The organism is Acidovorax sp. sic0104, from assembly GCF_019219095.1.
GTDB lineage: Bacteria > Pseudomonadota > Gammaproteobacteria > Burkholderiales > Burkholderiaceae_C > Acidovorax.
Genome location: NZ_JAHUWH010000011.1, coordinates 98,028 through 124,559, shown reverse-complemented (window position 1 = coordinate 124,559; position 26,532 = coordinate 98,028). Strand labels below are relative to the sequence as shown.

The window sequence follows — 26,532 nt, the reverse complement described above, 5'->3', positions numbered from 1 at the left end:
ATAGCAGCTGGCGCATGGTGGGCAAGGATCTGGGCATGAAAAGAAATCCAAACAAAGCAGCAGAAAGCGCTGGCAGCTATCGTTTTTGATGATGACAAGCGCCGGCCCGACTTCCCCCCGGGCCGGTGTTCATCCACCACGGGGGTTTCATCTGAGGAGACAACAATGAAGATGCAGTTCACGGCGATCGCTTTCGCCGCCGCAACTCTGGCTTTAGGGCAAGCCGCTTGGGCGGGCGAGGCCGAAGCCAAGAAGTGGATCGACAGTGAGTTCCAGCCATCCACGCTGAGCAAAGACCAGCAGATGGCCGAGATGAAGTGGTTCATCGAGGCGGCCAAGAAGCTCCAGGGCAAGGGGGTCAAGGAGATCTCCGTGGTGTCCGAAACCATCACCACCCACGAATACGAATCCAAGACGCTGGCCAAGGCGTTTGAGGAAATCACGGGCATCAAGGTCAAGCACGACCTGATCCAGGAAGGCGACGTGGTTGAGAAACTGCAGACTTCCATGCAGTCCGGAAAGTCGATCTATGACGGCTGGATCTCGGACTCGGACCTGATCGGTACGCACTACCGCTACGGCAAGATGATGAACCTGACGGACTACATGGCCGGCGCGGGCAAGGAGTGGACGAACCCGGGCCTGGACCTCAAGGACTTCATCGGCACCAAGTTCACCACGGCGCCCGATGGCAAGCTCTACCAGCTGCCCGACCAGCAGTTCGCCAACCTGTACTGGTTCCGCGCCGACCTGTTCGACCGCAAGGACATCAAGGACAAATTCAAGGCCAAGTACGGCTACGACCTGGGTGTGCCGCTGAACTGGAGCGCGTATGAGGACATCGCCGAGTTCTTCACCAACGACGTGAAGAACATCGACGGCAAGGCCATCTACGGCCACATGGACTACGGCAAGAAGGACCCGTCGCTGGGCTGGCGCTTCACCGATGCCTGGCTGTCCATGGCGGGCACCGCCGACATCGGCGCGCCCAACGGCCTGCCCATCGACGAATGGGGCATCCGCGTGGCCGACGACAAGTGCACCCCCGTGGGCGCCTCGGTGGCCCGGGGCGGTGCGACCAACTCGCCTGCGGCCGTCTATGCGCTGACCAAGTACGTCGACTGGATGAAGAAGTACGCGCCCAAGGAAGCCACGGGCATGACCTTCGGTGAAGCCGGCCCCGTGCCCGCCCAGGGCCAGATCGCGCAGCAGATCTTCTGGTACACCGCCTTCACGGCCGACATGGTCAAGCCCGGCCTGCCCGTGGTGAATGCCGACGGCACGCCCAAGTGGCGCATGGCCCCCGGCCCGAACGGTCCGTACTGGAAGCAGGGCATGCAGAACGGCTACCAGGACGTGGGTTCGTGGTCCTTCTTCAAGGGCCATGACGCCAACAAGACGGCAGCGGCCTGGCTGTATGCCCAGTTCGTCACGGCCAAGACCACCTCGCTCAAGAAGACCATCGTCGGCCTGACGCCGATCCGCGAAAGCGACATCCAGTCCAAGGCCATGACCGACATGGCCCCCAAGCTGGGCGGCCTGGTCGAGTTCTACCGCAGCCCCGCCCGCGTGGCCTGGTCGCCCACCGGTACCAACGTGCCCGACTACCCCAAGCTGGCCCAGCTGTGGTGGAAGAACGTGGCCCAGGCCGTCACGGGGGAAAAGACGCCCCAGGGCGCCATGGACACGCTGGCCGACGAGATGGACCAGGTGATGGCCCGCCTGGAGCGCGCCGGCATGGCCCATTGCGCGCCCAAGCTGAACAAGAAGGAAGACCCCAACAAGTGGCTGAGCGACAAGCAGGCCCCCTGGAAGAAGCTGGCCAACGAAAAGCCGAAGGGCGAGACCATCGCCTATGACAAGCTGCTGCAGGCCTGGAAGGACGGCAAGACGCGCTGATCCGGCTCTCCTGCCGCCGCGGTGATCGCGGCGGTTTCACCGGCAGCCGGAGCCCACAAGGCCCTCGGCTGCCTTTTTTACTGGCGCGCAACACCTTCGGCATCCCCGGAGTGCACGGAGCTGTTTCCCGCCGATATGTCAAGAATTTAAGGGTTAACCCTTGAATTTTGTCCCACCCATGGACAATCGCCCTATGACCACAGCATCCGCTTCCGCTCCTCTTGCCACACGGCGCGCCGATCTTCTGGCCCGTCTGGCCCAGCCCCACGACTATGACCTCGCCGTGATCGGCGGGGGGGCGACCGGGCTGGGAGTGGCGCTGGACGCAGCGGCGCGTGGCTTCAGCGTGGTCCTGGTGGATTCGCACGATTTCGCCAAGGGCACATCGTCGCGTGCGACCAAGCTGGTGCACGGCGGCGTGCGGTACCTGGCGCAAGGCAACATCGCGCTGGTGCGCGAAGCGCTGCACGAGCGCACCACGCTGCTGAACAACGCGCCCCACCTGGCGCAGCCGCTGCCGTTCGTGATGCCGTCCTACCGCGTCTGGGAGACACCGTTCTACGGCATCGGGCTCATGATGTACGACGCCCTGGCAGGCAAGGCCGGCCTGGGCGCCACGCAATTCCTGGGCCGCGACCGCACCCTGGCGTGCCTGCCCACCGCCCGCACCGAAGGGCTCAAGGGCGGCGTCAAGTACTGGGACGGGCAATTCGACGACGCGCGGCTGGCCCTCGCCCTGGCGCGCACCGCCGCCAGCCGTGGGGCACTGCTGGTCAACTATTGCCCGGCGCGTTCGCTCATCCATGAAGACGGCAAGGTGGCCGGCTTCATCTGTGAAGACGTGGAGTCGGGCCGGCAATTCACCGTGCGCGCCCGCGCGGTGGTCAACGCCACGGGCGTGTGGGTCGATGCCCTGCGCCAGATGGACGGCGAGGCCATCGGCCGGCCGGTCAAGCCCATCGTGGCGCCCAGCCAGGGCGTGCACATCGTGGTGGACCGTGAGTTTCTCCCGTCCGACCACGCCCTGATGGTGCCCAAGACCGCGGACGGCCGCGTGCTGTTCGCCGTGCCGTGGCTGGGCAAGCTGATCCTGGGCACCACCGACAGCCCGCGCCAGGACATCGTGCGCGAGCCCGAGCCCTTCCGCGAGGAAGTCCGCTTCATTCTGGAAGAGTCCGCCCGGTACCTGACCCGCGCGCCCAAGATCGAAGACATCCGCAGCGTGTGGGTGGGCCTGCGCCCCCTGGTCAAGCCGCAGGACGACGACGGCGACAACACCAAGAAGATCAGCCGCGAGCACACCGTGCTGGCCAGCAAGAGCGGCCTGATCACCGTGACCGGGGGGAAATGGACGACCTACCGTGCCATGGCGGAGGATGTGTTGCAAAAATGCTTCACCGTCGGCCTGCTGCCGGAAAAGGCTGCGGGTGTCACCAACCGCCTGCCCTTGGTCGGCACGCCCTCCGAGCCCGTGCGCCACCGCATCAGTGATGCCCAGGGGCTGCACTCCTATGGCGGCGAGGCGCAGTCGGTTCAGTCGCTGCCGGGCGCCGACGTGGCGCTGGGTGGCGGGTTGACCGAGGCCATGGTTCGCTTCGCAGCACGCTTCGAGTACGCGTGCACCGTCGAGGACGTGCTGGCCCGCCGCTCGCGCATGCTGTTTCTGGATGCCCGGCAGGCGATCGCTACCGCCCCCCGGGTGGCAGCCATCCTGCAGGAGGAGCTGGGGGGCGATCCGCAGTTGAATGCATTTTTGTCGCTCGCCGAGCAATATTTGCACGCTCCGGTGTGATAGGCGCTTGACTTCGCATAGTGCCTTTGCAATAATCGAGGGCTTCGCGTTTCCTACGTGAAGTTTCTGCCCAGCGGGAAGTGCTGCAAATGGTTTGCGGTGCGGACGACGGGCCCAAGACTGACTGGCTGATCTGCAGCCCTTGAGAAGTTCTCTGGGGCTGTTGTCTTCTGGTGCAAGTTGGGAATATTGAAATGATCCAGACAGAATCTCGGTTAGAGGTTGCCGACAATACCGGCGCCAAGTCCGTCCTTTGCATCAAGGTGCTGGGTGGCTCGAAGCGTCGCTATGCAAGCGTTGGCGACATCATCAAGGTGAGCATCAAGGAAGCTGCTCCGCGCGGCCGCGTCAAGAAGGGCGAGGTCTATAGCGCAGTGGTGGTCCGTACGGCGAAGGGTATTCGTCGTGGCGATGGCTCGCTCGTCAAATTCGACGGCAACGCAGCAGTGTTGCTGAATGCAAAGTTGGAGCCTATCGGCACCCGCATCTTTGGACCCGTGACGCGTGAACTGCGTACCGAGAAGTTCATGAAGATCGTGTCCCTGGCTCCTGAAGTTCTCTAAGGACGCGCCATGAACAAGATTCGCAAGGGCGACGAAGTCATCGTGCTGACCGGGCGCGACAAGGGCAAGCGCGGCACTGTGTCGCTGCGCAAGGACGACTCGTATCTCGTCATCGACGGCATCAACCTCGTCAAGAAGCACGCCAAGCCGAACCCCATGAAGGGTACGACGGGCGGCATCGTTGAAAAGGCCATGCCGATCCATCAGTCCAACGTGGCCATCTTCAATGCTGCCACCGGCAAGGCTGATCGCGTGGGCATCAAGGTGCAGGCTGACGGTTCGCGCGTTCGCGTGTTCAAGTCCAGCGGCGCTGAAATCAAGGCGGCCTAAGGGGTAAACATGGCACGACTCCAAGAAATCTACCGCGACAAGATCGCTCCCGAACTGACCAAGCAGTTCGGTTACACCTCGCCTATGCAGGTGCCCCGTCTGACCAAGATCACCCTGAATATGGGCGTGAGCGAAGCTGTGTCGGACAAGAAGGTCATGGACAACGCCGTTGCCGACCTGACCAAGATCGCTGGCCAGAAGCCCGTGGTGACCAAGGCCAAGAAGGCTATCGCCGGTTTCAAGATCCGCGAAGGCCAAGCCATCGGTTGCATGGTCACGCTGCGCGGCGTGCAGATGTATGAGTTCCTGGACCGTTTCGTGACCGTGGCACTGCCCCGCGTCCGTGACTTCCGTGGTATCTCCGGCCGCGCCTTCGATGGCCGCGGCAACTACAACATCGGTGTCAAGGAACAGATCATTTTCCCTGAGATCGAGTACGACAAGGTCGACGCACTGCGCGGTCTGAATATCAGCATCACCACGACGGCCAAGTCCGACGAAGAAGCCAAGGCGCTTCTCGCTGGTTTCCGTTTCCCGTTCAAGAACTGAGGCGAAGCATGGCTAAAGTAGCTTTGATCCAGCGCGAACTGAAGCGCGAAAAACTGGCCGCCAAGTACGCAACGAAGTATGCGGAACTGAAGGCGATCGCTGGCGATGCCAAGCGTAGCGATGAAGAGCGCGATGCAGCCCGTCTGGGTCTGCAGAAGCTCCCCCGCAACGCCAACCCCACGCGTCAGCGCAACCGTTGCGAAATCACCGGTCGTCCACGTGGCACCTTCCGTCAATTCGGTCTGGCTCGCGCCAAGATCCGCGAACTGGCTTTTGCAGGCGACATCCCCGGTGTCACCAAGGCCAGCTGGTAAGCAGGCAGGAGAGATACAACATGAGCATGAGTGATCCCATCGCTGACTTGCTGACCCGCATCCGCAATGCACAAATGGTCTCCAAGGCCACGGTGCTGGTGCCTTCTTCCAAAGTGAAGGTTGCCATCGCCCAGGTGCTGAAGGACGAAGGCTATATCGACGGCTTCCAGGTCAAGACCGAAGCCGGCAAGTCCGAACTTGAAATTGCCCTGAAGTACTACGCAGGCCGTCCCGTGATTGAGCGCATCGAACGCGTCAGCCGCCCTGGTCTGCGTGTCTACAAAGGCCGTGATTCCATTCCACAAGTCATGAACGGTCTGGGTGTGGCAATTGTCACGACGCCCAAGGGCGTGATGACCGATCGCAAGGCGCGCGCTACCGGTGTCGGTGGCGAAGTGCTCTGCTACGTGGCCTAACCCGCGGCATTGAGGAGAACACTGAAATGTCCCGAGTAGGAAAAATGCCCGTGACCATCCCCGCAGGCGTGGATGTGTCCGTGAAAGAAGACCAGATCTCCGTGAAGGGCTCTGGCGGCACCCTGTCGCTCGCACAAAACGTGCTGGTGAAGGTGTCGAGCAACGACGGCAAGCTCAGCTTCGAGCCTGCCAATGAATCCCGCGAAGCCAATGCCATGAGCGGCACGATTCGCCAGTTGGTCAACAACATGGTGGTCGGCGTCAGCAAGGGCTTCGAGAAGAAGCTGACGCTGATCGGCGTGGGCTACAAGGCTGCTGCCTCCGGCGCCAAGCTGAACCTGGCAGTGGGCTATTCGCATCCGGTCAACATCGAAATGCCCGCCGGCATCACGGTGGCCACCCCGACCCCCACGGAAGTGGTGATCAAGGGTGCCGACCGCCAGCGCGTCGGCCAGATCGCTGCTGAGATCCGTGCTGTTCGTCCACCCGAGCCCTACAAGGGCAAGGGTATCCGCTATGCGGACGAAAAAGTCACGATCAAAGAGACCAAGAAGAAATAAGGAGCTGCAACATGTTGACCAAGAAAGAGCAGCGTCTTCGTCGTTCGCGCCAGACCCGCATCCGCATTGCACAGCAAGGCGTGGCCCGTCTCACGGTGAACCGTACGAACCTCCACATCTATGCCAGCGTGATCTCCGAAGACGGCAGCAAGGTGCTGGCAAGTGCATCCACGGCAGAAGCCGATGTGCGCAAGTCGCTCGGCGGCTCGGGCAAGGGTGGCAACGCCGCTGCAGCCCAGATCATCGGCAAGCGCATCGCTGAAAAGGCGAAGGCTGCTGGCGTCGAGAAGGTTGCATTTGATCGCTCAGGCTTTGCCTACCACGGTCGCGTCAAGGCTCTGGCCGACGCAGCCCGTGAAGCCGGCCTGCAGTTCTAAGCGGAGCGGAATACAAAATGGCTAAATTTCAACCCAAGGTGCAGAGCGAAGGCCAGGACGACGGTCTGCGCGAAAAAATGATCGCGGTCAACCGCGTGACCAAAGTCGTGAAGGGTGGCCGTATTCTCGGTTTCGCCGCACTGACTGTGGTTGGCGATGGTGATGGCCGCGTTGGCATGGGCAAGGGCAAGTCCAAGGAAGTGCCAGCTGCCGTGCAAAAGGCGATGGAAGAATGCCGTCGCAATCTGGTGAAGGTCGCGATCAAGAGCGGCACCATCCACCACTCGGTGAAGGGTCATCACGGTGCGGCATCGGTGGAACTCCACCCCGCTCCCAAGGGTACCGGCATCATCGCCGGCGGCCCGATGCGCGCTGTATTCGAAGTTGTGGGTATCACGGACATCGTGGCCAAGAGCCATGGTTCCTCCAACCCCTACAACATGGTCCGCGCCACGTTCGACGCGCTGGTGAATTCCACGACGCCTTCGCAAGTGGCAGCCAAGCGCGGCAAAACGGTCGAAGACATCTTCGCCTGATTGGAAGCTGGAAATGACTACGCAACAAACCGTCAAGATTCAACTGGTGCGCAGCCCTATCGGCACCAAGGAATCGCACCGCGCCACCGTCCGTGGCCTGGGTCTGCGCAAGCTGAACAGCGTCAGCGAATTGAAGGATTCGCCCGAAGTTCGCGGCATGATTAACAAGATCAGCTACCTGGTCAAAATCGTCTGAGAGATAGATCATGGAACTCAATAGCATCAAGCCCGCCGACGGCGCCAAGCATGCCAAGCGCCGCGTAGGCCGTGGTATCGGCTCCGGCCTGGGCAAGACCGCTGGCCGTGGTCACAAGGGCCAGAAGTCTCGCTCCGGCGGCTACCACAAGGTAGGCTTCGAAGGCGGTCAAATGCCTCTGCAACGTCGCTTGCCCAAGCGCGGCTTCAAGTCGCACCTGCTCAAGTTCAATGCAGAAGTCACGCTGACGGCACTGGACCAACTCGGTCTGGCCGAAGTGGATGTGCTGGCCCTCAAGCAAGCCGGCCTGATCGGCGAGCTGGCCAAGGTGGTCAAGGTCATCAAGAGCGGCTCCCTCACGAAGGCTGTCAAGCTGAATGGCATCGGTGCCACGGCTGGCGCCAAGGCGGCCATTGAAGCTGCCGGCGGCAGCGTCGCCTGAGTTTGACTCCGAAGGAAGGCATCTGTGGCTACTAGCGCGGCTCAAATCGCAAAGACCGGCAAGTTCGGCGACCTGCGTCGTCGTCTGGTTTTTCTGTTGCTGGCGCTGGTCGTGTACCGCATCGGGGCTCATATCCCGGTGCCCGGTATCGATCCAGCCCAACTTCAGCAGCTGTTCAGTGGCCAGCAAGGCGGGATCCTGAACCTGTTCAACATGTTCTCGGGTGGTGCGCTGTCGCGTTTCACGGTTTTCGCCTTGGGGATCATGCCGTACATCTCGGCATCGATCATCATGCAGCTGATGAGCTACGTGGTGCCGACCTTCGAGCAGTTGAAGAAAGAAGGCGAAGCGGGCCGTCGCAAGATCACGCAGTACACCCGTTACGGCACACTGGCTCTGGCTCTGTTCCAGTCGCTGGGCATTGCAGTGGCGCTGGAAAGCTCTGCGGGCCTCGTGATCAGCCCTGGCTTCGGTTTCCGCCTGACGGCAGTGGTCAGCCTGACGGCTGGGACGATGTTCCTGATGTGGCTGGGTGAGCAGATCACCGAGCGCGGTCTTGGCAACGGGATCTCGATCCTGATCTTCGCCGGTATCGCGGCTGGCCTGCCGAGCTCCATCGGTGGTCTTCTGGAACTGGTCCGTACGGGTGCGATGAGCATCCTGGCTGCGATCTTCATCGTCGCTGTCGTGGGTCTGGTGACTTACTTCGTGGTGTATGTAGAGCGCGGTCAGCGCAAGATATTGGTGAACTACGCTCGCCGGCAGGTGGGGAACAAGGTGTATGGCGGTCAGTCGTCACATCTGCCCCTGAAGCTGAACATGGCGGGTGTGATTCCCCCGATCTTCGCGTCGTCGATCATCTTGCTGCCCGCTACGGTGGTCAACTGGTTCAGTGCTGGTGAGTCGATGCGCTGGTTGAAGGACATTTCTGGTGCGTTGACCCCTGGCCAGCCCATCTATGTGATGTTCTATGCTGCTGCCATCGTCTTCTTCTGCTTCTTCTACACGGCTCTGGTATTTAACAGCCGCGAGACTGCAGACAACCTGAAGAAGAGCGGTGCATTCATTCCAGGCATTCGCCCGGGTGAGCAGACTGCACGCTACATTGACAAGATCCTGGTTCGTCTGACGTTGGCTGGCGCGGTGTATATCACCTTCGTATGCCTGCTGCCGGAGTTCCTGATCTTGAAGTACAACGTACCGTTCTATTTTGGTGGAACGTCGCTGCTGATCATCGTGGTGGTGACCATGGACTTCATGGCCCAGGTGCAGAACTACATGATGTCGCAGCAATATGAATCGCTGCTCAAGAAAGCCAACTTCAAAGGCAACGCGGGCGGTTGATGGTCAGGAAGGCAGAGATCGCACCGCGAGCGCTGCCTGCAAGCTGGATATCGGTTGAGTCGACGCCCCACGGTTTTGCGGGCACAAATTGTGTTCCGTGCGAAGCAGCCGGGACGGATGGAAAAGTTTTAGGAGAATGCAATGAGAGTTTCGGCTTCGGTCAAAAAAATCTGCCGCAACTGCAAGATCATCCGCCGCAAGGGTGTGGTGCGCGTGATCTGCACGGACCTGCGTCACAAGCAGCGCCAAGGTTGATTGGAAAGTATTAGAGGACGCATATGGCACGTATCGCTGGCATTAACATTCCGCCGCACAAGCACGCGGAAATCGGTTTGACCGCCATTTTTGGCATTGGTCGCACCCGCGCTCGCAAGATTTGCGAAGCGACTGGTATCGCTTACTCCAAGAAGATCAAGGATCTGACGGACGGCGATCTGGAAAAAATTCGCGAGCAAATCGAGCAGTTCACCATCGAAGGTGACCTGCGCCGCGAAACCACGATGAACATCAAGCGTTTGATGGACATCGGCTGCTATCGTGGCTTCCGCCATCGCCGCGGTCTGCCAATGCGTGGTCAGCGCACCCGTACCAATGCCCGCACCCGCAAGGGTCCGCGCAAGGGCGCAGCTGCACTGAAGAAATAAAGAGATTGAAAGATCATCATGGCTAAGTCTCCTGCCAACAACGCAGCCCAGCGCGTCCGCAAGAAGGTCCGGAAGAACGTTTCCGACGGTATTGCCCACGTGCACGCCTCGTTCAACAACACCATCATCACGATCACCGACCGTCAGGGCAATGCGCTGTCGTGGGCATCGTCCGGTGGCCAAGGCTTCAAGGGCTCGCGCAAGTCCACTCCTTTCGCTGCCCAGGTGGCATCGGAAGTGGCTGGCCGCGCCGCCATCGACCAAGGCATCAAGAACCTCGACGTCGAAATCAAGGGTCCTGGTCCTGGCCGTGAGTCTTCGGTGCGCGCTCTCGGCGCACTGGGCATCCGCATCACGTCGATCTCTGATGTGACCCCGGTGCCCCACAACGGCTGCCGCCCTCAAAAGCGCCGTCGTATCTAATTCTTCATAAGCCCACCGCCGCCTGTGAACGCGCAAGCGCCTCAGGCGGCTCCCGCAATGGTTTGCGGTAGATGACACAAAGGAAGCTCAAGTGGCACGTTACCTCGGCCCCAAGGCCAAACTCTCCCGCCGTGAAGGCACGGACCTGTTCCTCAAGAGCGCCCGCCGCTCGATCGCCGACAAGTCCAAGTTCGACTCCAAGCCTGGCCAACATGGCCGTACCTCCGGTGCGCGCACGTCCGACTACGGACTGCAACTGCGTGAAAAGCAGAAGGTCAAGCGCATGTACGGCGTGCTGGAAAAGCAATTCCGCCGTTACTTCGAAGCCGCTGACGGCAAGAAGGGCAATACCGGCGCCAATCTGTTGTTCCTGCTGGAATCGCGTCTGGACAACGTGGTGTACCGCATGGGTTTCGGCTCGACCCGCGCTGAAGCGCGCCAGCTGGTTTCCCACAAGGCCATCACGGTGAACGGCAAGTCCGTGAACATCGCTTCCTACCTGGTCAAGGCCGGCGACGTGGTGGCCGTTCGCGAAAAGTCCAAGAAGCAAGCCCGTATCGTGGAAGCTCTGCAACTGGCTGCCCAGGTTGGCATGCCTGCATGGGTGGAAGTGAATGCCGACAAGGCAGAAGGCATCTTCAAAAAGGCGCCTGACCGTGATGAGTTTGGTGCCGACATCAACGAATCGCTGATCGTTGAGTTGTACTCGCGCTAATCGGTCGAGTCAGTAGATCAAGAAAACCGTCCCTGAACCGCGAGGCATCGCGGTTTAGGCGCTTCACCAGCCTTACCGGTGTAACGAGCTGGGGGTATTGAGAGGAAGTCTGAATGCAAACCAATTTGCTGAAACCCAAGGCGATCAATGTCGAGCAGCTTGGCCACAACCGTGCCAAGGTCGCGCTGGAGCCGTTCGAGCGTGGTTACGGCCACACGCTGGGCAATGCCATTCGGCGCGTCCTGCTCTCGTCCATGGTGGGTTACGCAGCGACGGAAGTCACCATTGCAGGTGTTCTGCACGAGTACTCGTCCATCGATGGCGTTCAGGAAGATGTGGTCAACATCCTGCTGAACCTCAAGGGCGTGGTGTTCAAGCTGCACAACCGCGACGAAGTCACGCTGAGCCTGCGCAAGGATGGCGAAGGTGTGGTGACAGCGCGTGATATCCAGACCCCCCACGATGTCGAAATCGTGAACCCTGATCATGTGATTGCCAACCTGTCGCAAGGCGGCAAGCTGGACATGCAGATCAAGGTGGAAAAGGGCCGTGGCTATGTGCCTGGCAGCCTGCGTCGTTATGCTGACGAATCGACCAAGTCGATCGGCCGCATCGTGCTGGACGCCTCGTTCTCCCCCGTGAAGCGCGTGAGCTACACCGTGGAAAGCGCCCGTGTCGAGCAACGTACCGACCTGGACAAGCTGGTTGTAGAGATCGAGACCAATGGAGCCATCACTGCCGAAGACGCAGTGCGCGCCTCGGCCAAGATCCTAGTGGAGCAGCTGGCTGTGTTCGCGCAGCTGGAAGGTGGCGAGCTGGCTGCGTTCGACGCACCTGCAGGCCCACGTGGCAATGCAACGTTCGATCCGATCCTGCTGCGCCCCGTGGACGAGTTGGAACTGACCGTGCGTTCCGCCAACTGCCTGAAGGCCGAGAACATCTACTACATCGGTGACCTGATCCAGCGTACCGAGAACGAGCTGCTCAAGACGCCTAACCTGGGCCGCAAGTCGCTCAACGAAATCAAGGAAGTGCTGGCCTCGCGTGGCCTCACGCTGGGCATGAAGCTCGAGAACTGGCCACCGGCTGGCCTGGACAAGCGCTGAGCTGCCGTTTTATAATCGCAGGCTTTCCCGCTAAACGGGAAGCCCGGTTTCCAAGTCCCCCGCGAGGGGACTTTTCGTTCCCACAGGCGATAACGCCGAAAGGGAACAGTGCCTCGGACAGTACCTGACACGGCTGCCCGATTTAATTACATAGACAGTAGAAGGAAAGCACCATGCGCCACGGACACGGCCTCCGCAAACTCAACCGCACCAGCTCGCACCGCCTCGCGATGCTGCAGAACATGATGAACTCGCTCATCGAGCATGAGGCCATCAAGACCACGGTCCCCAAGGCCAAGGAACTGCGCCGCGTGATCGAGCCCATGATCACCCTGGCCAAGGAAGATTCCGTCGCCAACCGTCGACTGGCGTTCAACCGCCTGCGCGACCGCGACAGCGTCACCAAGCTGTTCAACGATCTGGGTCCCCGCTTCAAGGTGCGTCCTGGCGGCTACACCCGTATCCTGAAGATGGGTTTCCGCGTGGGCGACAATGCACCCATGGCCCTGGTCGAGTTGGTCGACCGCGCTGCAGAAACCGAAAATAATTCGGCAGCCGCTGAATAATAGGGTATAATTTATTTCTTACCGCGCGATGGAGCAGTCTGGTAGCTCGTTGGGCTCATAACCCAAAGGTCGGAGGTTCAAATCCTTCTCGCGCAACCAAAATAAGCAAAACGCCCGCAGCAATGCGGGCGTTTTTGTTTTTGCGGCTCACATGCGTGTCCCGCATGCCGATGCTCTGGGTTTGCTGCCCGCTGGCGGGCGCTGTGCCGCAGTCCTGTGACCCACGGACAGTAGAGTAGGCGTCATTTCGCGAACAGATCCGCCTTCGCCGCCTTGGTGATCGCTGCCACGCAGGGGTGCGTAATGCGGCGTTCCACCGAGATCGCAAAAAACTCCTCCACCAATTCGCTCGATCTTCCGATCACCTCGACGCCGAACTGCGCCGTGGTTTCGTCGTCCAGCACAGTGGGCGAGGTGAACACCCCGCGCCCCTCGCGCCCGAATGCATTCATGAGCGCGCTGTCGTCGAACTCGCCGACCAGGCGGGGCTGCAGCTGGTACTTGTTGAACCAGTGGTCAAGCTGCTGCCGGACCGACGACATGGGGCCCTGGATCAGCATCGGGGCGCCCTGAAGGCAGCCGGGGAAATCGCCTTGGAGTTCGGCGCGCAGGCCCGGGGCGCACAGGAAGCTCATGCCACTGGTGCCCAGGGGGTGGTTGAACGCCTTCACGCCGATCTTCTTGGACACCGGCTCGTCGGCGAGCACCAGATCCAGCTTGTGAAGGCTCAGCTGGGCGATCAGCTCGGGAAACTTGCCTTCCTGGCAGGTCATGTGCACCTGCTGCGGCATGCCCAGAGCGGGTTCAAGCAGGTGATAGGCGACCGACTTGGCAATGGAGTCAGCAACGCCCACTCGGAACTCAAGCGGCTTGGCCTGGCCCCGTGACAGTCGCACGGACTTCTCCAGCTCGTCGCCGAGCGCAAAGATTTGCTCCGCGTAGCCAAGGGCCACGCGCCCTTCGCTGGTCAGCTCCAGGCCCCGCCCCCGTTTGCGAAACAGGTCGTGCCCCAGCCATTCCTCCAGTTGCTTGATTTGTCCCGACAGCGTCTGGGGAGTGGTGTGCAGCTGCTCGCCGGCTCGCATCACCCCGCCCGCCTTGGCCACTGTCCAGAAGTAGCGCAAGTGCTTGAAATTCATGATGGACCCCTATGTATCGAAAAAAGCGAAGTATTTGCGCCGATAAAACGAATATACGCGAAGTGTCAAACTCTCTACATTGAACGCTTGGCCCCATTCCACGGCGAGCGCCGGGACTGGAAATTGTCGTGTTCACAAGGAGTAGCAACGATGCGAATCACCACCAGAGGACAACTTGCGGTGTCGGCAATGACCGATCTCGCGCTGCGCCAGAAGATTCGACCGGTGGCGCTGTCGACGATCAGCGCGCGCCAGGGCACCTCGCTGTCGTACCTGGAGCAGCTGTTCAGCGCGCTGCGCCGAGCGGGGCTGGTGGACAGCACGCGCGGCCCTGGCGGCGGCTACACGCTGGCCCGCCGCGCCGACCAGGTGTCCGTGGCCGAGATCATTCTCGCCGTGGAAAACCTCAAGGCCGACGACCTGCAGAACCTGGGTGAAGGCCAGGCGGCGCAGGTCAAGTCGATGACGGGCGACCTGTGGTCCACCTTCAATGCGCGGGTGATGGACTACCTGCAGTCCGTGACCTTGCAGGATCTCGTGGCGCAGCAACTGGAGAAGGGCGTGGTCGCGCAAGAGCCGGCACCCGCAGCTGCGCCACGCCCCAAACTGAGCGCCAAACCGCGCCCGCTGATGGCACGCGTTGGTGTGCCCAATTCGGTGTTTGCGCTCGGAACGATTCCGCTGCTGCAGCGCCGCTGAGCACCGGGGACTGGCCCTCGGCGGCCCGCACTTGCAGTCGTGCGTGGCGGGTGTGGCCGATGGCCGCCACGCCGGAGCCCAGAGCTGGCGCCTTGCACTGGCGGGCCACACCTGTGACCCGCCGGATTGACCGCGCCAGAAGCGAGAAGACCACGCTCTGGCGCGCTCGAGGCCGCTTTATGACTTCCTAGGCCGCATAGACTGCGTCGAGCGATCGGAAACCCTTGATTTCGATCGGATTGCCGCTCGGGTCGTGGAAGAACATGGTCCATTGCTCGCCGGGCTGGCCCTCGAAGCGCACCTGCGGCTCCAGCACGAACTCGGTCTGTGCGGCGCGCAGGCGGCCGGCCAGGGCGTGCCAGTCGGGCAACTCCAGGATGGCGCCGAAATGTGGCATGGGCACCATATGGTGGCCCACGTGACCGGTACGCGCACTGGCAAAGGGCTCGCCCAGGTGCAGGGAGATCTGATGGCCGAAGAAGTCGAAGTCCACCCAGGTGTCGGTGCTTCGGCCTTCCTGGCATCCCAGCACGCCGCCATAGAAGCGGCGCGCGGCGTCGAGGTCGGTGACGTGAAAAGCGAGATGAAAGAGGCTGCGCATGCCGGCAGGATAGCAGCGGCTCCGAGGGCGTCGGATGCTGCGCTGGGCGCTACTTGCCCCGGCTCAGCATTTCTACCGTATTGGTCTTGCGGTCCGCATTCACGCGCTGCACGTGCGGGCGTTCGGACATGCGGGCCAGGTACTCGCGCACTGGCAGGTCCGCCAGGTAGTCGCGGCCGTAGACGATTTTGGTGGCAGAGCTCACCAACGGCAGGTGCACGATGGCGGCGCAGTCGGCCAGGGTGAAGGTGTCACCGCCCACGCAGGGGCTGAATTGCGCCAGTTGCGCAAAGGCGGCGATGTTCTTCGTGAGCTGCGCGCCCACCTTCTCTTTGGCGGCGTCGCTCACCGTGCCTCCGAAAAAGGCCTGCGGGTACAGATTGCGCGCCACCAGCTCCAGGTGCAGCTCCAGGAAGGTGATCAGTTCGCGCACCTTGGCAGCCTGGTAGGGGTCGGCGGGGATCAGGGGGTGCTCGGGGTGGGCGGCTTCGATGTAGTCGGCGATCACCGCCGATTCGCACAGCGGGCCGTGGGGCGTGCGCAGGTACGGCACCTTGCCCAGGGGCGACGCGTTGCGGTCGGTCTCACCGACCCAGGCCAGCTCCTCGGTGAAGGGCAGGCCCTTTTCGAGCAGGGCGAGCTTGACCTTGTTGTAGTAGTTGCTGGCCGAAAATCCGCAGAGCGTGAGCATGGTGTGTCTCCGTTGTTGTCGTTGAAGGGGGGGCGGTGCAGGCAGGCGCCAGACCGGAGCTTAGGCCCGGCCCGCCAGGGCGCCCGTCGCCCAGATGACCCCCGTCAACGCCGCGGCAGGTGCGGCATCTACAATCGGGCCTCCATGGTGCCGTCCCTGCAAACCCTCCGCAGCCTTCGCTGGCTCGCCCGCTGTGTGCTGGCGTGGTTTGTGGTGTCCATCGGGGTGGCGGTGGCGTCGCCGCTGGTCAGCCCCCAGGCCATGGAGCTGATCTGCTCGGGCTCGGGCGCGATCAAGCTGCTGGTCAAGACCGACGACGGCGTGCAGGAAGTGACGAGCCACGCGCTCGATTGCCCGCTGTGCGCCCATGTCGGCGCGCCGCCGCCCGCCGCGCAGGGCCCGCTGCCGGTCGTTCATCCTCTGGCGCACGCCCTGCGCCCGATCCCCGCCGCGCACATCGCCGCGCGCACCGCCGCGCCGCTGCCGCCGCGCGGGCCGCCTGCATTCTCCTGAATTGCTATTGATTCAATAGCTGCTGGCGCTTGTCCATCAAGCGGTAGCAGCCTGTTTGGCTTGTATTTCAGGAGTTTCCATGCGCAAAAGCCGCAGGGTGCTGGCCGTGGCCGGTGCCTTTCCTCTCGCCCTGTTGGGGGCTGCGCCCGCGCCAGCCCAGACCGCCGATGGCGCGCCCGTCAAGGAGTTGGGCGTCGTCACCATCACCGGCGGCCAGCCCACTTCGCTGCCCACGCAGATCCCCACCACCATCGAAGGCGTGACGCGCGAGCAGATCGAGCACTCGATCAATGCCACCGACAGCGAAGACGCGCTCAAGTACCTGCCCAGCCTGCTGGTGCGCAAGCGCTACATCGGCGACTACAACCATGCGGTGCTGTCCACGCGCGCCTCGGGCACGGGCAACCCGGCGCGGTCCATGGTGTTTGCCGATGGCATCCTGCTCTCCAACTACCTGGGCAACGGCCCCACCAACGCGCCGCGCTGGATGCTGGTCACGCCCGAGGAGATCGAGCGCGTGGACGTGCTCTACGGCCCTTTCTCCGCCGCCTACGCTGGCAACTCGGTGGGCGCGGTGGTGGACTACGTCACGCGCATGCCGACCCAGTTCGAGGCCCACGGCAAGGTCAGCTTCCAGCACCAGCCGTTTGACTTGTACGGCACCAGCACCAGCTATGCGGGCAAACAGGTCAGCGCCTCGGTGGGCAACAAGAACGGCGACTGGTCCTGGTTCCTACACTTCAACAAGACCGATAGCGAAGGCCAGCCGCTCACCTTCCCCACGCGCCTCGTGTCCGCAGGCACCGTGGGTAACGCGGGCACACCCGTGACGGGCGCCGTGCTGGGCAACAACCGCAGCAACCAGCCCTGGTACCTGCTGGGCACCGCCACGCAGTACCACACGCAGCAGGACCACATCAAGGCCAAGCTCGCCTACGACCTTTCGCCCACGGTGCGGGCCGCCTACACGTTCGGCTGGTGGCACAACGAATCCGAAGGGCGGCCCACCAGCTACCTGCGCGACGCCAATGGCAATGCGGTCTACAGCGGCACGGTCAACATCAATGGCCGCTCGTTTGCGCTCACCCCCACCGACTTCAACGTCTCGAACGAAGACCTCACGCACTTCATGCATGGGCTCTCGGTCAAGAGCAACACCAAGGGCGTGTTCGACTGGGAAGTGGCCGCCAGCCTGTACGACTACCGGACCGACACCCTGCGTGCCGCCACCGTGGCGCTGCCCGCCGCACTCAACGGTGGCGCGGGCCGCATCGTCGACAGCAAGGGCACGGGCTGGAACACCCTGGCCGCCAAGGGCACCTGGCGGCCCGATGGGGTGCATGGCGCGCACATTGTGGACTTTGGCCTGCAGCGCGACAGCTACCAGCTGCGCACCATCGAGAACGCCACGGCGAACTGGATCAACGGCGCGGCAGGCGCCCGCAGCCAGGCCTTCAACGGCGACACCCAACTGCTGGGCCTGTGGGCGCAAGACACCTGGAAAGTCGCGCGAAAGTGGAAGGCCGTGCTGGGCGCCCGCGCCGAACGCTGGAGTGCCAGCAACGGCCAGACCGGCAACGCCACCACCACGGTGAACCACGCCGAGCGCAGCGAAACCTACTTCTCGCCCAAGGCCGCCGTGGCCTATCAGGCCAATGATCTGTGGGTGCTCAAGGCATCCACCGGCCGCGCCGTGCGCATGCCCACGGTGTCCGAGCTGTACCAGGGGGGCATCAGCGGCAGCGGAACCCTCATCAACAACGACCCGAATTTGAGGCCCGAAAAGAGCTGGACCACCGAGCTGACCGCAGAGCGCGACCTGGGCAATGGGCTGCTGCGCCTGACCGCGTTTTTTGAGCGCACCAAAGACGCGCTGTACTCGCAGACCAATGTGCTCGTCACCCCCAACGTGACCAACGTGCAGAACGTGGACGCCATCGCTACCCGTGGCCTGGAGCTGTCTTACCAGGCCGCGAACGTCTTTGTGCGCGGGCTGGAGCTGGGCAGCAGCCTGACCTGGACGGACTCCAAAATCACGCGCAACGACAAGTTCCCGGCCAGCGTCGGCAAATGGCAGCCGCGCATCCCCGAGTGGCGCGCCAGCGCCGTGGCCACCTACCGGCCCGACGACAAATGGTCGTACACGCTGGGCGCGCGCTATAGCGGCAAGCAGTACAGCACGCTCGACAACTCCGACCCCAACGGCTTTGCCTACCAGGGCGCGAGCCGCTACTTCACCACCGATGTGCGGGTGCGCTACCAGATCAGCAAACACGTCAGCGCCGCCGTGGGCATCGACAACCTCAACAACTACAAGTTCTGGAACTTCCACCCGTATCCACAGCGCAGCTATCTCGCTGAACTCAAGGTCAGCCTCTGAAAGGAACACATCTCATGTCTCTCAAAACTATGAAAAAGATAGCTGCAATCGCTTTGCTGTCAGGCGCAGGAGGTCTTTTTTGCTCTGCATTCGCCCATGTGGTGCTCGAATACCAGGTCGCCCCCGCAGGCGCCAGCTACAAGGCCACGTTCAAGGTCGGCCATGGCTGCGGGGCATCGCCCACGCGGCAGATCGCGGTGGACATTCCTGCAGGCATGCGCGGCGCGCGCCCCATGCCCAAGCCGGGGTGGGCTCTGGAGGTGCAGCGCGAAAAACTCGCCCAGCCCTACACCAGCCACGGCCGCAGCATCACCGAAGACGTGGTGCGGGTGACCTGGACGGCCAAGACCGCAGACGACATGCTGCAGAGCGCCCACTACGACGAGTTCGTGCTGGTCGCCACAGCCCCCGAACAAGCGGGCACTGTGTACTGGCCCGTGCGCCAGGTCTGCGCCGAAGGCCGCAACGACTGGGTGGACATGCCCAAGGCCGGGCAGAAACTGTCGGACCTGAAGTCCCCAGCCGCAGCGCTGGAAATCCTGCCCGGCGCGGGCGCCGGTGCCCACAATCACTGACCCAGCGTGGCCTTCAGCCCGCACACATCCCCGTCCTCCGCTGAACAAGGAACCTTCTCCATGAAAAAAATGCTCCATACCGCCGCCCTGGCTGCCACGCTCGTCGCCGCAGTCGCCAGCGCCCCCGCCTGGGCGCAGACCGCAGCCGTCAAGGTCGAGGGCGCCTGGGCCCGTGCCAGCGTGCAGGGCCAAAAGGGCACTGGCGCCTTCATGCGCCTCACGGCCCAGGACAGCGCCCGCCTGGTGCGCGCCGAGTCACCTGCTGCGGGCGTGACCGAGGTGCACGAGATGAAGATGGAAGGCGACGTGATGAAGATGCGCGCCATCCCCGCGCTTGAACTGCCCGCTGGCAAGGCGGTGGACCTCAAACCCGGCGGCTATCACATCATGCTGCTGGACCTGAAGGCCCCGCTGGCCAAGGACACCGCCGTGCCCCTGACCCTGGTGTTCCAGGACGCCAAGGGCGCAGAGAGCAAGCTCAACCTCAGCGTGCCCGTGGCCACCACGCCGCCTGGCGGCGCTGCGGCACCGGCCGCTGCAGGCCACGGGCACGGCCACAAGCACTGAGGGGGCAGGGGCGGGAATCTGCCCCTTCCGTCCGCAACACATTGGAGTAAGCTGTGACCCCATCACAGACCCACCCAGATCTCTTGCGGAGCGGCCATGAGCGACACATCCAACAACTTCGGTTTCGGCAAATTCGTCCCCGGTTTTGACTTTCTGCAAAGCCTGGCCAAGGGGGCGTCCAGCAGCATTCCGCAGTTGCCCAATCTCTCCAACTGGGTGGCCCCCACCATCAGCGTGGAAGAGCTGGAAAAGCGCATCGAGGAGCTGAAGGCCGTGCAGTTCTGGCTGGAGCAGAACTCGCGCGCGCTGGCCGCCACCATCCAGGCGCTGGAAGTACAGAAGATGACCCTGGCCACGCTCAAGGGCATGAACTTCAGCATGGGCGATGTGGCCAACGCATTCAAGCTCAAGACCGCCGACACCGTGATGAGCGGCGTGCAGAAGGCCGCCGACACCGTCACCGGTGCCGCCGAGGCCGTGACCAGCGCCGCCGCCCGCGTGACGGGCCGCGATGCCGGAGCGCAGGAAGAAGAAGATCCGGCGGCAGAGGAGGCCCCTGCGCCCAAGGCCCGGGCCGGAAAGGCCAAGGCCGTGAGCGCAGCCGAGGGTACGGTGGTGGACCCCATGCAGTGGTGGGGCGCGCTGACCAGCCAGTTCCAGCAGATCGCCGCCAACGCGATGAAGGACGCAGCCAAGCAGACTGCCATCGACACCACCAAGAACATGGCCACGGGCCTGGCCAAGGAGGCGTTCAAGACGGCCTCGGGCATGGCCAGCCAGTTCGCTGCCAAGGGCATGCAGACCGTGCAGGGCGCGGGCAAGCGCGCTGCATCGGCCTCTGGCGCGGGCAAGAAATCCGCTCCAGCGTCTGCAAGGAAGGCAGCTCCCCGCAAGACAGCCGCCAAGACGGCGGCCAAGAAAACCACCTCCCGCACCAGCGCCTCGCCGCGCAAGCGCGCGGGCTGAAGGGGCTGGCAGGAGGCCGCCTGCGCCGCAGTTCCGCCTGCCACGCGCCCGCCCACGAGAGACCACGATGAAGCTATTTCCTTCCGGCCACGCCACCCACCCCCAGTGGCGCATGGCTGCGGCCCTGGTGCTGGCGCAGTTGCGCGCGCAGATGGCGCTGCCAGGCTACGCCACAGCGCCCACGCTGGGCCTGATGTACATCACCGACCACTACGCTGACGAAGCCCAGGCGCTGCTCGAGTACGTGGCGGGCGAGTTGCCCGAGGTGACCGACTGGAGCGGCACCGTGGGCGTGGGTGTGTCGGCGAACAATGCCGAATACTTCGACGAGCCCGCGCTGTCGGTCATGCTGCTCGACATCCCCGCCGACCAGTACCGCGTGTTCTCGGGCGTGGCGCCGCTGCCGACGCATCCAATGCACCCGCTGCACGGCGACGGCGGGTTCACCGCGCACACGGCGCTGGTCCACGCGGACGGCCACACGCCGGAGCTGGCCGAGCTGATCCACGAGATGGCTGAGCGCACCGACACAGGCTATCTTTTTGGCGGCCTCACCGCCAGCCGCCATGCGAGCGTGCAGTTCGCGGTGGGCGGCAACGGCAACATCGCGGGGCATGGCGCTGCGTCAGGAGTGTTCGACGGCGGCTTGTCGGGCGTGGCCTTCGGGCCTGGCGTGGCGCTGGTCTCGCGCGTGACCCAGGGCTGCCAGCCGGTGGGGGCACTGCGTGCCGTCACGGCCGCGCAGGAGAACGTGGTGCTCGAGCTCGATGGCGAGCCTGCGCTCGACGTGCTGCTCGACACCCTCGAAGTGACGCTGGAAGGCGACCCGCAGCCTGCGCTGCGCAAAGTGCGCGCCACGCTTGCCGGCCTGGTCAACGCGGGCGAGCAGCCCCAGAGCCAGCGCCGCACGGGCCACTTCGGTACCGACACGCGCGTGCGCCACATCGTGGGGCTTGACGGCACCCGCCGTGGCGTGGCCCTGGCCGACCGCGTGGAGACCGGCATGCACCTGGCGTTCTGCCAGCGCAACGTGGCCGCCGCCCGTGCCGACCTCATGCGCATCTGCGCTGAGATCCGCGAGGAGCTGGAGCCCGAAGAGCTGGAGCCGCTGCACGTGGTGTCAGACGCAGACGGCGACACCCTGCCCGCGTCGCTGGCGCCCAGCACTGCCGCACCGCCCAGGGCCGGCCAGCGCATCTGCGGGGCGCTCTACGTGAGCTGCTCGGGCCGTGGCGGGCCGCACTTCGGCGGGCCCAGCGCCGAGCTGCAGATCGTGCGCCATGCGCTGGGCGACGTGCCGCTGGCGGGCTTTTTTGCGGGCGGAGAGATCGCGCACCACCATCTGTACGGCTATACCGGCGTGCTGACGGTGTTCGTGGCGCCCTGAGGCTCTCGCCACGCACCTTGGAAAGAAAAAGGCGGCTGCGGGCCGCCTTGTTCCGAGGGGCCCCGCCTGTGACGGCGGGGGCGCCCTCGTCTATGCTGCAGGCAGGCTTTCGGGCTCGCTGCGTTCTTCGTCGGACAGCCTGGTGGCCAGGATCTTGTCGATGGTCTTGCCGTCCATGTCCACCACTTCGAGCTTCCAGTTCTCCCACTGCACGGTGTCGGTCACCTTGGGCAGGCGGCCCGTCAGCAGCATGATCATGCCGCTCAAGGTGTGGTAGCGGCCGCGCTCTTCCTCGGGCACGGTGTCCAGGTTCAGGCGGTCCTTGAGTTCGGGCACGGGGATGTGGCCGTCCAGCAGCCAACTGCCGTCGTCGCGCTGCAGCGCCCAGGAAGTCTCGGGGTCGCGCGGCTGGAACTCGCCGGTGATGGCCTCGATCAGGTCCTGCAGCGTCACGATGCCCTGCACCTCGCCGTATTCGTCGATCACGAACGCCATGTGCACGTCCTGCAGCCGGAAGTTGTCCAGCAGCTCCATGCCCGTGATGGTCTCGGGCACGTACAGCGCGGCCTGCAGCGCCTGGTCGGCAAGACCCTGCTGGCGGTCGCGCAGCGCCCGCGACAGCCACTGGCGCGCGTTGATCACACCGAGGATGTTGTCCATGCCGCCGCGCACCACGGGGAATCGGGCGTGGTCCGATTCCTCGATGCGAGCCAGGTTCTCCTCGAAAGGGGCTTCGATGTCCAGGCACACCACGTCACCGCGCGGCAGCATCAGCGAGCCGATCTGGCGGTCGTCCAGCCGGAACACGTTGCGCACCATGGTGTGCTCGTGCGACTCGATCACCCCGGCCGTCGTGCCTTCCACCAGCATCGCGTGGATCTCCTCTTCCGTCACGGGGCTGCCGCTGGTTTCCTTCACGCCCAGGAGGCGCAGCAGGGTGCGGGTGGACGTGGACAGCAGCAGCACGAACGGCTTGGTGGCCAGCGCCAGGAAGTTGATGGGGCGTGCCACCAGGCGGGCAAAGGTCTCGGGGTACGACTGGCCGATGCGCTTGGGTACCAGCTCGCCCACCACGATCGAGAAGTACGTGATCAGCACCACCACCAGGCCGGTGGCGGCATAGCTGCCGTACTGCATCGGCACGCCCAGCGAACCGAGCCACGCGGCCAGCGGTGCGGCCAGTGCGGCCTCGCCCACGATACCGTTGAGCACGCCGATGGACGTGATGCCGATCTGGATGGTGGAGAGAAAACGCGTGGGATCTTCGCCCAGCTTCACGGCGGCGGCGGCACCGCTATCGCCCTCGTCAATCAGCTTTTGCAGCCGGGCCTTCCGCGCCGTGACCAGAGCGATCTCCGACATGGCAAACAGGCCGTTGAGAAAGATGAGGGCGAACAGTATTGCTATTTCCATACAAAGGGTGCCTTGCGCGCCCTTGGGTGTTGAGAAGCTGATGATTGTAGGGACACACGCGGTAACACCCGTCGCAGGCACGCGCGGGACCGTGGGCATTTGGCTTCGCGCCGCGCCGGGCCTGGGGCTGCGCGGCTACTCGGCGCGCGTCTGATCAAGTGCCTTCCTGGGGCCGGGCCGGGCCTAGCCCCCTTCGGTGGGCAGCCCGTTCTCATCCCACTCCGGCAGGCCGCCGCGCAGCCAGTGCACCGAGGTGAAGCCCTTGGCGGCAGCCACCTTGGCAGCTTTGTACGACTTCCAGCATTCGGCGCCATTGCACGCAAAGATCACCGGTTTGGCCTTGTCGAGCTGCGGCACCTTGTCGAGTGATTGGAAGTCGTCCTGCGCCGCATTGAAGGCCACGTCCTTGAGGCTTTTTTCGACGTATGCCGCGAACACGGCGCCCCGGATGCGCTTGGCCTTGTATTCCTTTTCGGTGCGGGTGTCGACCAGCGTGGCGCCACGCGCCAGCAGGTCGCGCGCTTCCTTGGCGCTCACGCGGTTCACGCCCGGCAGACTGCTGGGCGTGAACAGGCCCAGCTCCGCCAGGCGCTTGTACTCGGTACTTTCCGGCTTCACGGCCACGGCCGGCAGGCCGACGCCTGTAGAGGATGTGCCGAACCACTGGGCGAGCTTGCCGCGCGTCTCTGCGGGCAGGTCTTTCTTCACCACGACGGAAAAGCCCCCCGGCACCGGCTGCGATGTGGCCAGCACGCGCGCTGTCTTGGGGTGGGCGGCGGACCACTCGGCCCATTCGTCCTCGCGCACCACCGTCGCGTCGGCGGAGCCCAGGGCCAGTGCTGTCAGGCCGGCCTGCGGAAACTTCTCGTACTGCACGCTGCGCAGGTCCTGGAATGACAGGCCTGCCTCGTTGAGCATGCCGCGCGCCATGTACGTGTAGACCGAGTCCTGCTGCGGCAGGTACAGGCGCCGGCCTTTCATGGCGCCCAAGGCATCGATCTGCTGCGCGCCCACCAGCAGGTACCTGTCGGACTTTTGCGTCGCGCCCACCAGCTCGTAGCCCCGTTGCAAGGCGGAGGCGGCCACCTGCGGCGGGCCGATGAAAATGTCGAAGCCGGCACTGCGCGTGGCCCGCATCACATCCGACAGGTCCTCGCTGGTGCTGACGGTGACGGACTGGCCGGCTGCCTTGGAAAGACCGGACTCGGCCGCGCCGCGCAGGATGGTGTGCGCCGCTTTCTTGGCCGTGGGCTCCACCGCGACCAGCGCGCTGAGCTGTGCCTGCGCGCCACAGGGCGCGCCAGCGACCAGCAGCGCAGCGCCGATCCTCGCACCCAAAAATCTTCTGCAGCGGTTCATGGCAACCCCCTTTCCCTGGAAGCGGCAATATGCCGCAGCTCACCGCCATGCGCACGAATGTTTCCATATGCTTATTACTATTACATCTGATGACAAACTTGAAAGGGGTGAATAGGGGATCTTGACGCACAGAATGCGGCTTGCGCCGGTACGGGCGCGCAACGGCAGGGTTTTGCGCGGAGCCCGGCATGTAGCTGTTTGTGTTGATTCGTTTACAACTTCCCGGAGACTGAGCCCATGAAAGATTCCCTCGCCCTGCCGCGCCGTCACCTGCTGGCCGGAAGCGCCGCGGCGCTGAGCGCCATTGGCCTCGCAGGCTGGAGCGGCCGCGCCGTCGCACAGGCCGCTGCAGCCCCAGCTGCCGCGAAGCCGTTGCCCGCGTATGCGGGGTGGAAGACATCCGATGCGCTCATCGTGCACAGCAGCAGCACGCTGGAGACCAAGCGCTCGGCCTTCGGCACCAGCGTGATCACGCCGTCCAATCAGCTGTATGTGCGCAACAACCTGCCCGCACCGGACGCGGCCATTCTGGACAACCGCGACGCCTGGACGGTGGCCTTCGAAGGTGTGAAGAATCCGCGCAGCCTCACGCTTGCCGAGCTCAAGAGCCTGGGCGTGGAGACCGTGGCGACGGTGCTGCAGTGTTCTGGCAACGGGCGTGGTTTCTTCCCCAGCAAGCCCAGCGGCACGCCGTGGGCCGTGGGTGCTGCAGGCTGCGTGGTGTGGAGCGGCGTGCCGTTGCGCAACGTGGTGGCAGCGCTCGGCGGCCTGGCTGATGGCGCCGCGTACCTCACGGGCACTGGGGGCGAGAAGTTGCCCGAGGGCGTAGACCCGCTGTCGGTCTTGGTGGAGCGCTCGGTGCCTGTCAAGGCCACCGAAGATGCGCTGCTGGCCTGGGAGATGAACGGCGAACCGATCTCGCTGGCCCATGGAGGCCCGCTGCGGCTGGTGGTGCCGGGATACCAGGGGGTGAACAACATCAAGTACGTCAAGCGCGTGGCGTTCTCCAGCGCGCAATCGCAGGCGCGCATCATGTCGCACGGCTACCGCATGTCGCCCCCTGGCACCAAGGCAGCGCCCGACCAGCCCTCGGTGTGGGAGATGGGCGTGAAGTCCTGGATCAACGGCCCGCTGCCCGAGAAAGGCACGCTCAAGCCCGGGCTGGTGCAGGTGCACGGAGTGGCCTTTGGCGGCACGCAGGCCATCAAGGGCGTGGAGGTATCGGTGGACGGCGGCAAGACCTGGCAGGCCGCGCGCCTCATCGGGCCCGACCTGGGCAAGTTCGCCTGGCGCCAGTTCGTGCTGCCCGTGCAGCTCGGCGCGGGCACCCATGTGCTGGCCAGCCGCGCCACCGACGCAGCGGGCACGGTGCAGGCCGAGCAGCGCGAGGAAAACCTGGGCGGCTACAACAACGCCAGTTGGCGCGACCATGCCGTGACGATCACCGTCGCATGACAAGGCTCCCCCCTG

General features: G+C 63.8%; 32 protein-coding genes and 1 tRNA gene. 28 read left to right on the top strand and 5 right to left on the bottom strand.

The annotated features are described in order from the left end of the window. Positions 1–165: 165 nt before the first annotated feature. The 20 genes from KW835_RS18125 to KW835_RS18030 all read left to right on the top strand — a co-directional run bounded on the left by KW835_RS18125 (position 166) and on the right by KW835_RS18030 (position 12,871). Positions 166–1,899: an ABC transporter substrate-binding protein gene (locus KW835_RS18125; protein ID WP_218384966.1), complete on the top strand. Its 1,734-nt coding sequence runs from the start codon at positions 166–168 to the stop codon at positions 1,897–1,899. Positions 1,900–2,092: 193 nt separating this feature from the next. Further along, positions 2,093–3,691 (top strand): glycerol-3-phosphate dehydrogenase/oxidase, encoded by a 1,599-nt coding sequence (locus tag KW835_RS18120; RefSeq protein ID WP_218384965.1) that lies wholly within the window; start codon positions 2,093–2,095, stop codon positions 3,689–3,691. A 194-nt stretch (positions 3,692–3,885) separates the two neighbouring features. Beyond that, positions 3,886–4,254 carry a 50S ribosomal protein L14 gene (gene rplN, locus KW835_RS18115; protein WP_007861702.1) on the top strand — a complete coding sequence of 123 codons (369 nt, stop codon included), beginning with the start codon at positions 3,886–3,888 and terminating at the stop codon, positions 4,252–4,254. A 9-nt stretch (positions 4,255–4,263) separates the two neighbouring features. Next, positions 4,264–4,584, top strand: a complete 321-nt coding sequence (gene rplX / locus KW835_RS18110; protein WP_218384963.1) for a 50S ribosomal protein L24 — start codon at positions 4,264–4,266, stop codon at positions 4,582–4,584. Positions 4,585–4,593: 9 nt separating this feature from the next. Beyond that, a complete protein-coding gene (gene rplE, locus KW835_RS18105; RefSeq protein ID WP_005793632.1) occupies positions 4,594–5,133 on the top strand; it encodes a 50S ribosomal protein L5 in 540 nt (179 codons plus the stop codon). A gap of 8 nt (positions 5,134–5,141) precedes the next feature. Beyond that, positions 5,142–5,447 (top strand): 30S ribosomal protein S14, encoded by a 306-nt coding sequence (rpsN, locus tag KW835_RS18100; RefSeq protein WP_007861712.1) that lies wholly within the window; start codon positions 5,142–5,144, stop codon positions 5,445–5,447. 20 nt (positions 5,448–5,467) lie between these two features. After that, on the top strand, positions 5,468–5,863 hold the full coding sequence (gene rpsH / locus KW835_RS18095) for a 30S ribosomal protein S8 (RefSeq protein ID WP_056420320.1): 396 nt from the start codon (positions 5,468–5,470) through the stop codon (positions 5,861–5,863). Between the two features lie 26 nt (positions 5,864–5,889). Further along, positions 5,890–6,423: a 50S ribosomal protein L6 gene (gene rplF / locus KW835_RS18090; RefSeq protein WP_218384959.1), complete on the top strand. Its 534-nt coding sequence runs from the start codon at positions 5,890–5,892 to the stop codon at positions 6,421–6,423. 11 nt (positions 6,424–6,434) lie between these two features. Next, positions 6,435–6,800, top strand: coding sequence for a 50S ribosomal protein L18 (gene rplR, locus KW835_RS18085; RefSeq protein WP_218384958.1), 366 nt, complete (start codon positions 6,435–6,437; stop codon positions 6,798–6,800). 17 nt (positions 6,801–6,817) lie between these two features. After that, positions 6,818–7,336 (top strand): 30S ribosomal protein S5, encoded by a 519-nt coding sequence (gene rpsE / locus KW835_RS18080; protein ID WP_218384957.1) that lies wholly within the window; start codon positions 6,818–6,820, stop codon positions 7,334–7,336. 13 nt (positions 7,337–7,349) lie between these two features. Then, positions 7,350–7,532 carry a 50S ribosomal protein L30 gene (gene rpmD / locus KW835_RS18075; protein ID WP_005793644.1) on the top strand — a complete coding sequence of 61 codons (183 nt, stop codon included), beginning with the start codon at positions 7,350–7,352 and terminating at the stop codon, positions 7,530–7,532. Positions 7,533–7,542: 10 nt separating this feature from the next. Next, positions 7,543–7,974 (top strand): 50S ribosomal protein L15, encoded by a 432-nt coding sequence (rplO, locus tag KW835_RS18070; protein WP_218384955.1) that lies wholly within the window; start codon positions 7,543–7,545, stop codon positions 7,972–7,974. A 24-nt stretch (positions 7,975–7,998) separates the two neighbouring features. After that, positions 7,999–9,318 (top strand): preprotein translocase subunit SecY, encoded by a 1,320-nt coding sequence (gene secY, locus KW835_RS18065; RefSeq protein ID WP_218384954.1) that lies wholly within the window; start codon positions 7,999–8,001, stop codon positions 9,316–9,318. Between the two features lie 141 nt (positions 9,319–9,459). Beyond that, positions 9,460–9,573, top strand: a complete 114-nt coding sequence (gene rpmJ, locus KW835_RS18060) for a 50S ribosomal protein L36 (RefSeq protein ID WP_005793651.1) — start codon at positions 9,460–9,462, stop codon at positions 9,571–9,573. Between the two features lie 23 nt (positions 9,574–9,596). Beyond that, on the top strand, positions 9,597–9,962 hold the full coding sequence (gene rpsM / locus KW835_RS18055) for a 30S ribosomal protein S13 (protein ID WP_008906516.1): 366 nt from the start codon (positions 9,597–9,599) through the stop codon (positions 9,960–9,962). A gap of 18 nt (positions 9,963–9,980) precedes the next feature. Next, positions 9,981–10,385 carry a 30S ribosomal protein S11 gene (gene rpsK, locus KW835_RS18050; protein WP_005793662.1) on the top strand — a complete coding sequence of 135 codons (405 nt, stop codon included), beginning with the start codon at positions 9,981–9,983 and terminating at the stop codon, positions 10,383–10,385. Positions 10,386–10,476: 91 nt separating this feature from the next. Beyond that, the gene (gene rpsD / locus KW835_RS18045; protein WP_056420303.1) at positions 10,477–11,100 is read left to right on the top strand and encodes a 30S ribosomal protein S4; all 624 of its coding nucleotides are present in this window, start codon (positions 10,477–10,479) and stop codon (positions 11,098–11,100) included. Positions 11,101–11,213: 113 nt separating this feature from the next. Then, entirely contained in the window at positions 11,214–12,206 is a 993-nt protein-coding gene (gene rpoA, locus KW835_RS18040) for a DNA-directed RNA polymerase subunit alpha (protein ID WP_056420300.1), read from the top strand. A gap of 173 nt (positions 12,207–12,379) precedes the next feature. After that, on the top strand, positions 12,380–12,772 hold the full coding sequence (rplQ, locus tag KW835_RS18035; RefSeq protein ID WP_063462385.1) for a 50S ribosomal protein L17: 393 nt from the start codon (positions 12,380–12,382) through the stop codon (positions 12,770–12,772). A 22-nt stretch (positions 12,773–12,794) separates the two neighbouring features. Then, a tRNA-Met gene (locus KW835_RS18030) sits at positions 12,795–12,871 on the top strand. 143 nt (positions 12,872–13,014) lie between these two features. Here the strand turns inward: KW835_RS18030 and nhaR are convergent. Continuing rightward, a complete protein-coding gene (nhaR, locus tag KW835_RS18025; RefSeq protein WP_218384953.1) occupies positions 13,015–13,911 on the bottom strand; it encodes a transcriptional activator NhaR in 897 nt (298 codons plus the stop codon). Between the two features lie 150 nt (positions 13,912–14,061). On the opposite strand from nhaR, the gene KW835_RS18020 reads away from it, so the two are divergent. Then, positions 14,062–14,610 (top strand): Rrf2 family transcriptional regulator, encoded by a 549-nt coding sequence (locus KW835_RS18020; RefSeq protein ID WP_218384951.1) that lies wholly within the window; start codon positions 14,062–14,064, stop codon positions 14,608–14,610. Between the two features lie 187 nt (positions 14,611–14,797). Here the strand turns inward: KW835_RS18020 and KW835_RS18015 are convergent, their stop codons facing one another. Together KW835_RS18015 and KW835_RS18010 are read right to left on the bottom strand one after the other, a co-directional pair. After that, on the bottom strand, positions 14,798–15,211 hold the full coding sequence (locus KW835_RS18015; RefSeq protein ID WP_218384950.1) for a VOC family protein: 414 nt from the start codon (positions 15,209–15,211) through the stop codon (positions 14,798–14,800). 49 nt (positions 15,212–15,260) lie between these two features. Continuing rightward, a complete protein-coding gene (locus KW835_RS18010; protein ID WP_218384949.1) occupies positions 15,261–15,902 on the bottom strand; it encodes a glutathione S-transferase in 642 nt (213 codons plus the stop codon). A gap of 144 nt (positions 15,903–16,046) precedes the next feature. Here KW835_RS18010 and KW835_RS18005 point away from each other — a divergent pair, with 144 nt between their 5' ends. From KW835_RS18005 to KW835_RS17980, 6 genes are all read left to right on the top strand, one after another. After that, on the top strand, positions 16,047–16,415 hold the full coding sequence (locus tag KW835_RS18005) for a DUF2946 family protein (RefSeq protein ID WP_218384939.1): 369 nt from the start codon (positions 16,047–16,049) through the stop codon (positions 16,413–16,415). 79 nt (positions 16,416–16,494) lie between these two features. Further along, complete coding sequence (locus KW835_RS18000) at positions 16,495–18,795, top strand: TonB-dependent receptor (RefSeq protein ID WP_218384938.1); 2,301 nt, start codon at positions 16,495–16,497, stop codon at positions 18,793–18,795. Between the two features lie 14 nt (positions 18,796–18,809). After that, entirely contained in the window at positions 18,810–19,370 is a 561-nt protein-coding gene (locus KW835_RS17995) for a YcnI family protein (protein ID WP_255593631.1), read from the top strand. 60 nt (positions 19,371–19,430) lie between these two features. After that, entirely contained in the window at positions 19,431–19,937 is a 507-nt protein-coding gene (locus KW835_RS17990) for a copper chaperone PCu(A)C (protein ID WP_218384936.1), read from the top strand. Positions 19,938–20,033: 96 nt separating this feature from the next. Continuing rightward, entirely contained in the window at positions 20,034–20,903 is an 870-nt protein-coding gene (locus KW835_RS17985) for a PhaM family polyhydroxyalkanoate granule multifunctional regulatory protein (RefSeq protein ID WP_218384935.1), read from the top strand. Between the two features lie 67 nt (positions 20,904–20,970). Further along, a complete protein-coding gene (locus KW835_RS17980) occupies positions 20,971–22,290 on the top strand; it encodes an FIST N-terminal domain-containing protein (protein WP_218384933.1) in 1,320 nt (439 codons plus the stop codon). A 90-nt stretch (positions 22,291–22,380) separates the two neighbouring features. Here KW835_RS17980 and KW835_RS17975 read toward each other — a convergent pair whose 3' ends face one another. Then, a complete protein-coding gene (locus tag KW835_RS17975) occupies positions 22,381–23,703 on the bottom strand; it encodes a hemolysin family protein (protein ID WP_218384925.1) in 1,323 nt (440 codons plus the stop codon). Positions 23,704–23,886: 183 nt separating this feature from the next. After that, positions 23,887–25,062 (bottom strand): rhodanese-like domain-containing protein, encoded by a 1,176-nt coding sequence (locus KW835_RS17970; RefSeq protein WP_218384924.1) that lies wholly within the window; start codon positions 25,060–25,062, stop codon positions 23,887–23,889. Between the two features lie 237 nt (positions 25,063–25,299). On the opposite strand from KW835_RS17970, the gene KW835_RS17965 reads away from it, so the two are divergent. Next, positions 25,300–26,517, top strand: a complete 1,218-nt coding sequence (locus KW835_RS17965; protein WP_218384922.1) for a sulfite oxidase — start codon at positions 25,300–25,302, stop codon at positions 26,515–26,517. Positions 26,518–26,532 lie beyond the last annotated feature (15 nt).

Coding starts and splice junctions, on each gene's coding strand:
- KW835_RS17970 (WP_218384924.1), bottom strand. CDS start 25,062: ATGAACCGCTGCAGAAGATTTTTGGGTGCGAGGATCGGCGCTGCGCTG.
- KW835_RS17965 (WP_218384922.1), top strand. CDS start 25,300: ATGAAAGATTCCCTCGCCCTGCCGCGCCGTCACCTGCTGGCCGGAAGC.
- rplO (WP_218384955.1), top strand. CDS start 7,543: ATGGAACTCAATAGCATCAAGCCCGCCGACGGCGCCAAGCATGCCAAG.
- KW835_RS18000 (WP_218384938.1), top strand. CDS start 16,495: ATGCGCAAAAGCCGCAGGGTGCTGGCCGTGGCCGGTGCCTTTCCTCTC.
- rpoA (WP_056420300.1), top strand. CDS start 11,214: ATGCAAACCAATTTGCTGAAACCCAAGGCGATCAATGTCGAGCAGCTT.
- KW835_RS18015 (WP_218384950.1), bottom strand. CDS start 15,211: ATGCGCAGCCTCTTTCATCTCGCTTTTCACGTCACCGACCTCGACGCC.
- KW835_RS18020 (WP_218384951.1), top strand. CDS start 14,062: ATGCGAATCACCACCAGAGGACAACTTGCGGTGTCGGCAATGACCGAT.
- rplQ (WP_063462385.1), top strand. CDS start 12,380: ATGCGCCACGGACACGGCCTCCGCAAACTCAACCGCACCAGCTCGCAC.
- rplR (WP_218384958.1), top strand. CDS start 6,435: ATGTTGACCAAGAAAGAGCAGCGTCTTCGTCGTTCGCGCCAGACCCGC.
- rpmJ (WP_005793651.1), top strand. CDS start 9,460: ATGAGAGTTTCGGCTTCGGTCAAAAAAATCTGCCGCAACTGCAAGATC.
- rplF (WP_218384959.1), top strand. CDS start 5,890: ATGTCCCGAGTAGGAAAAATGCCCGTGACCATCCCCGCAGGCGTGGAT.
- KW835_RS17990 (WP_218384936.1), top strand. CDS start 19,431: ATGAAAAAAATGCTCCATACCGCCGCCCTGGCTGCCACGCTCGTCGCC.
- rpsE (WP_218384957.1), top strand. CDS start 6,818: ATGGCTAAATTTCAACCCAAGGTGCAGAGCGAAGGCCAGGACGACGGT.
- rplE (WP_005793632.1), top strand. CDS start 4,594: ATGGCACGACTCCAAGAAATCTACCGCGACAAGATCGCTCCCGAACTG.
- KW835_RS18005 (WP_218384939.1), top strand. CDS start 16,047: ATGGTGCCGTCCCTGCAAACCCTCCGCAGCCTTCGCTGGCTCGCCCGC.
- rplN (WP_007861702.1), top strand. CDS start 3,886: ATGATCCAGACAGAATCTCGGTTAGAGGTTGCCGACAATACCGGCGCC.
- KW835_RS18125 (WP_218384966.1), top strand. CDS start 166: ATGAAGATGCAGTTCACGGCGATCGCTTTCGCCGCCGCAACTCTGGCT.
- rpsK (WP_005793662.1), top strand. CDS start 9,981: ATGGCTAAGTCTCCTGCCAACAACGCAGCCCAGCGCGTCCGCAAGAAG.
- rpsN (WP_007861712.1), top strand. CDS start 5,142: ATGGCTAAAGTAGCTTTGATCCAGCGCGAACTGAAGCGCGAAAAACTG.
- rpsH (WP_056420320.1), top strand. CDS start 5,468: ATGAGCATGAGTGATCCCATCGCTGACTTGCTGACCCGCATCCGCAAT.
- rpsM (WP_008906516.1), top strand. CDS start 9,597: ATGGCACGTATCGCTGGCATTAACATTCCGCCGCACAAGCACGCGGAA.
- rplX (WP_218384963.1), top strand. CDS start 4,264: ATGAACAAGATTCGCAAGGGCGACGAAGTCATCGTGCTGACCGGGCGC.
- nhaR (WP_218384953.1), bottom strand. CDS start 13,911: ATGAATTTCAAGCACTTGCGCTACTTCTGGACAGTGGCCAAGGCGGGC.
- KW835_RS18010 (WP_218384949.1), bottom strand. CDS start 15,902: ATGCTCACGCTCTGCGGATTTTCGGCCAGCAACTACTACAACAAGGTC.
- KW835_RS18120 (WP_218384965.1), top strand. CDS start 2,093: ATGACCACAGCATCCGCTTCCGCTCCTCTTGCCACACGGCGCGCCGAT.
- KW835_RS17995 (WP_255593631.1), top strand. CDS start 18,810: ATGTCTCTCAAAACTATGAAAAAGATAGCTGCAATCGCTTTGCTGTCA.
- rpmD (WP_005793644.1), top strand. CDS start 7,350: ATGACTACGCAACAAACCGTCAAGATTCAACTGGTGCGCAGCCCTATC.
- KW835_RS17975 (WP_218384925.1), bottom strand. CDS start 23,703: ATGGAAATAGCAATACTGTTCGCCCTCATCTTTCTCAACGGCCTGTTT.
- KW835_RS17985 (WP_218384935.1), top strand. CDS start 20,034: ATGAGCGACACATCCAACAACTTCGGTTTCGGCAAATTCGTCCCCGGT.
- KW835_RS17980 (WP_218384933.1), top strand. CDS start 20,971: ATGAAGCTATTTCCTTCCGGCCACGCCACCCACCCCCAGTGGCGCATG.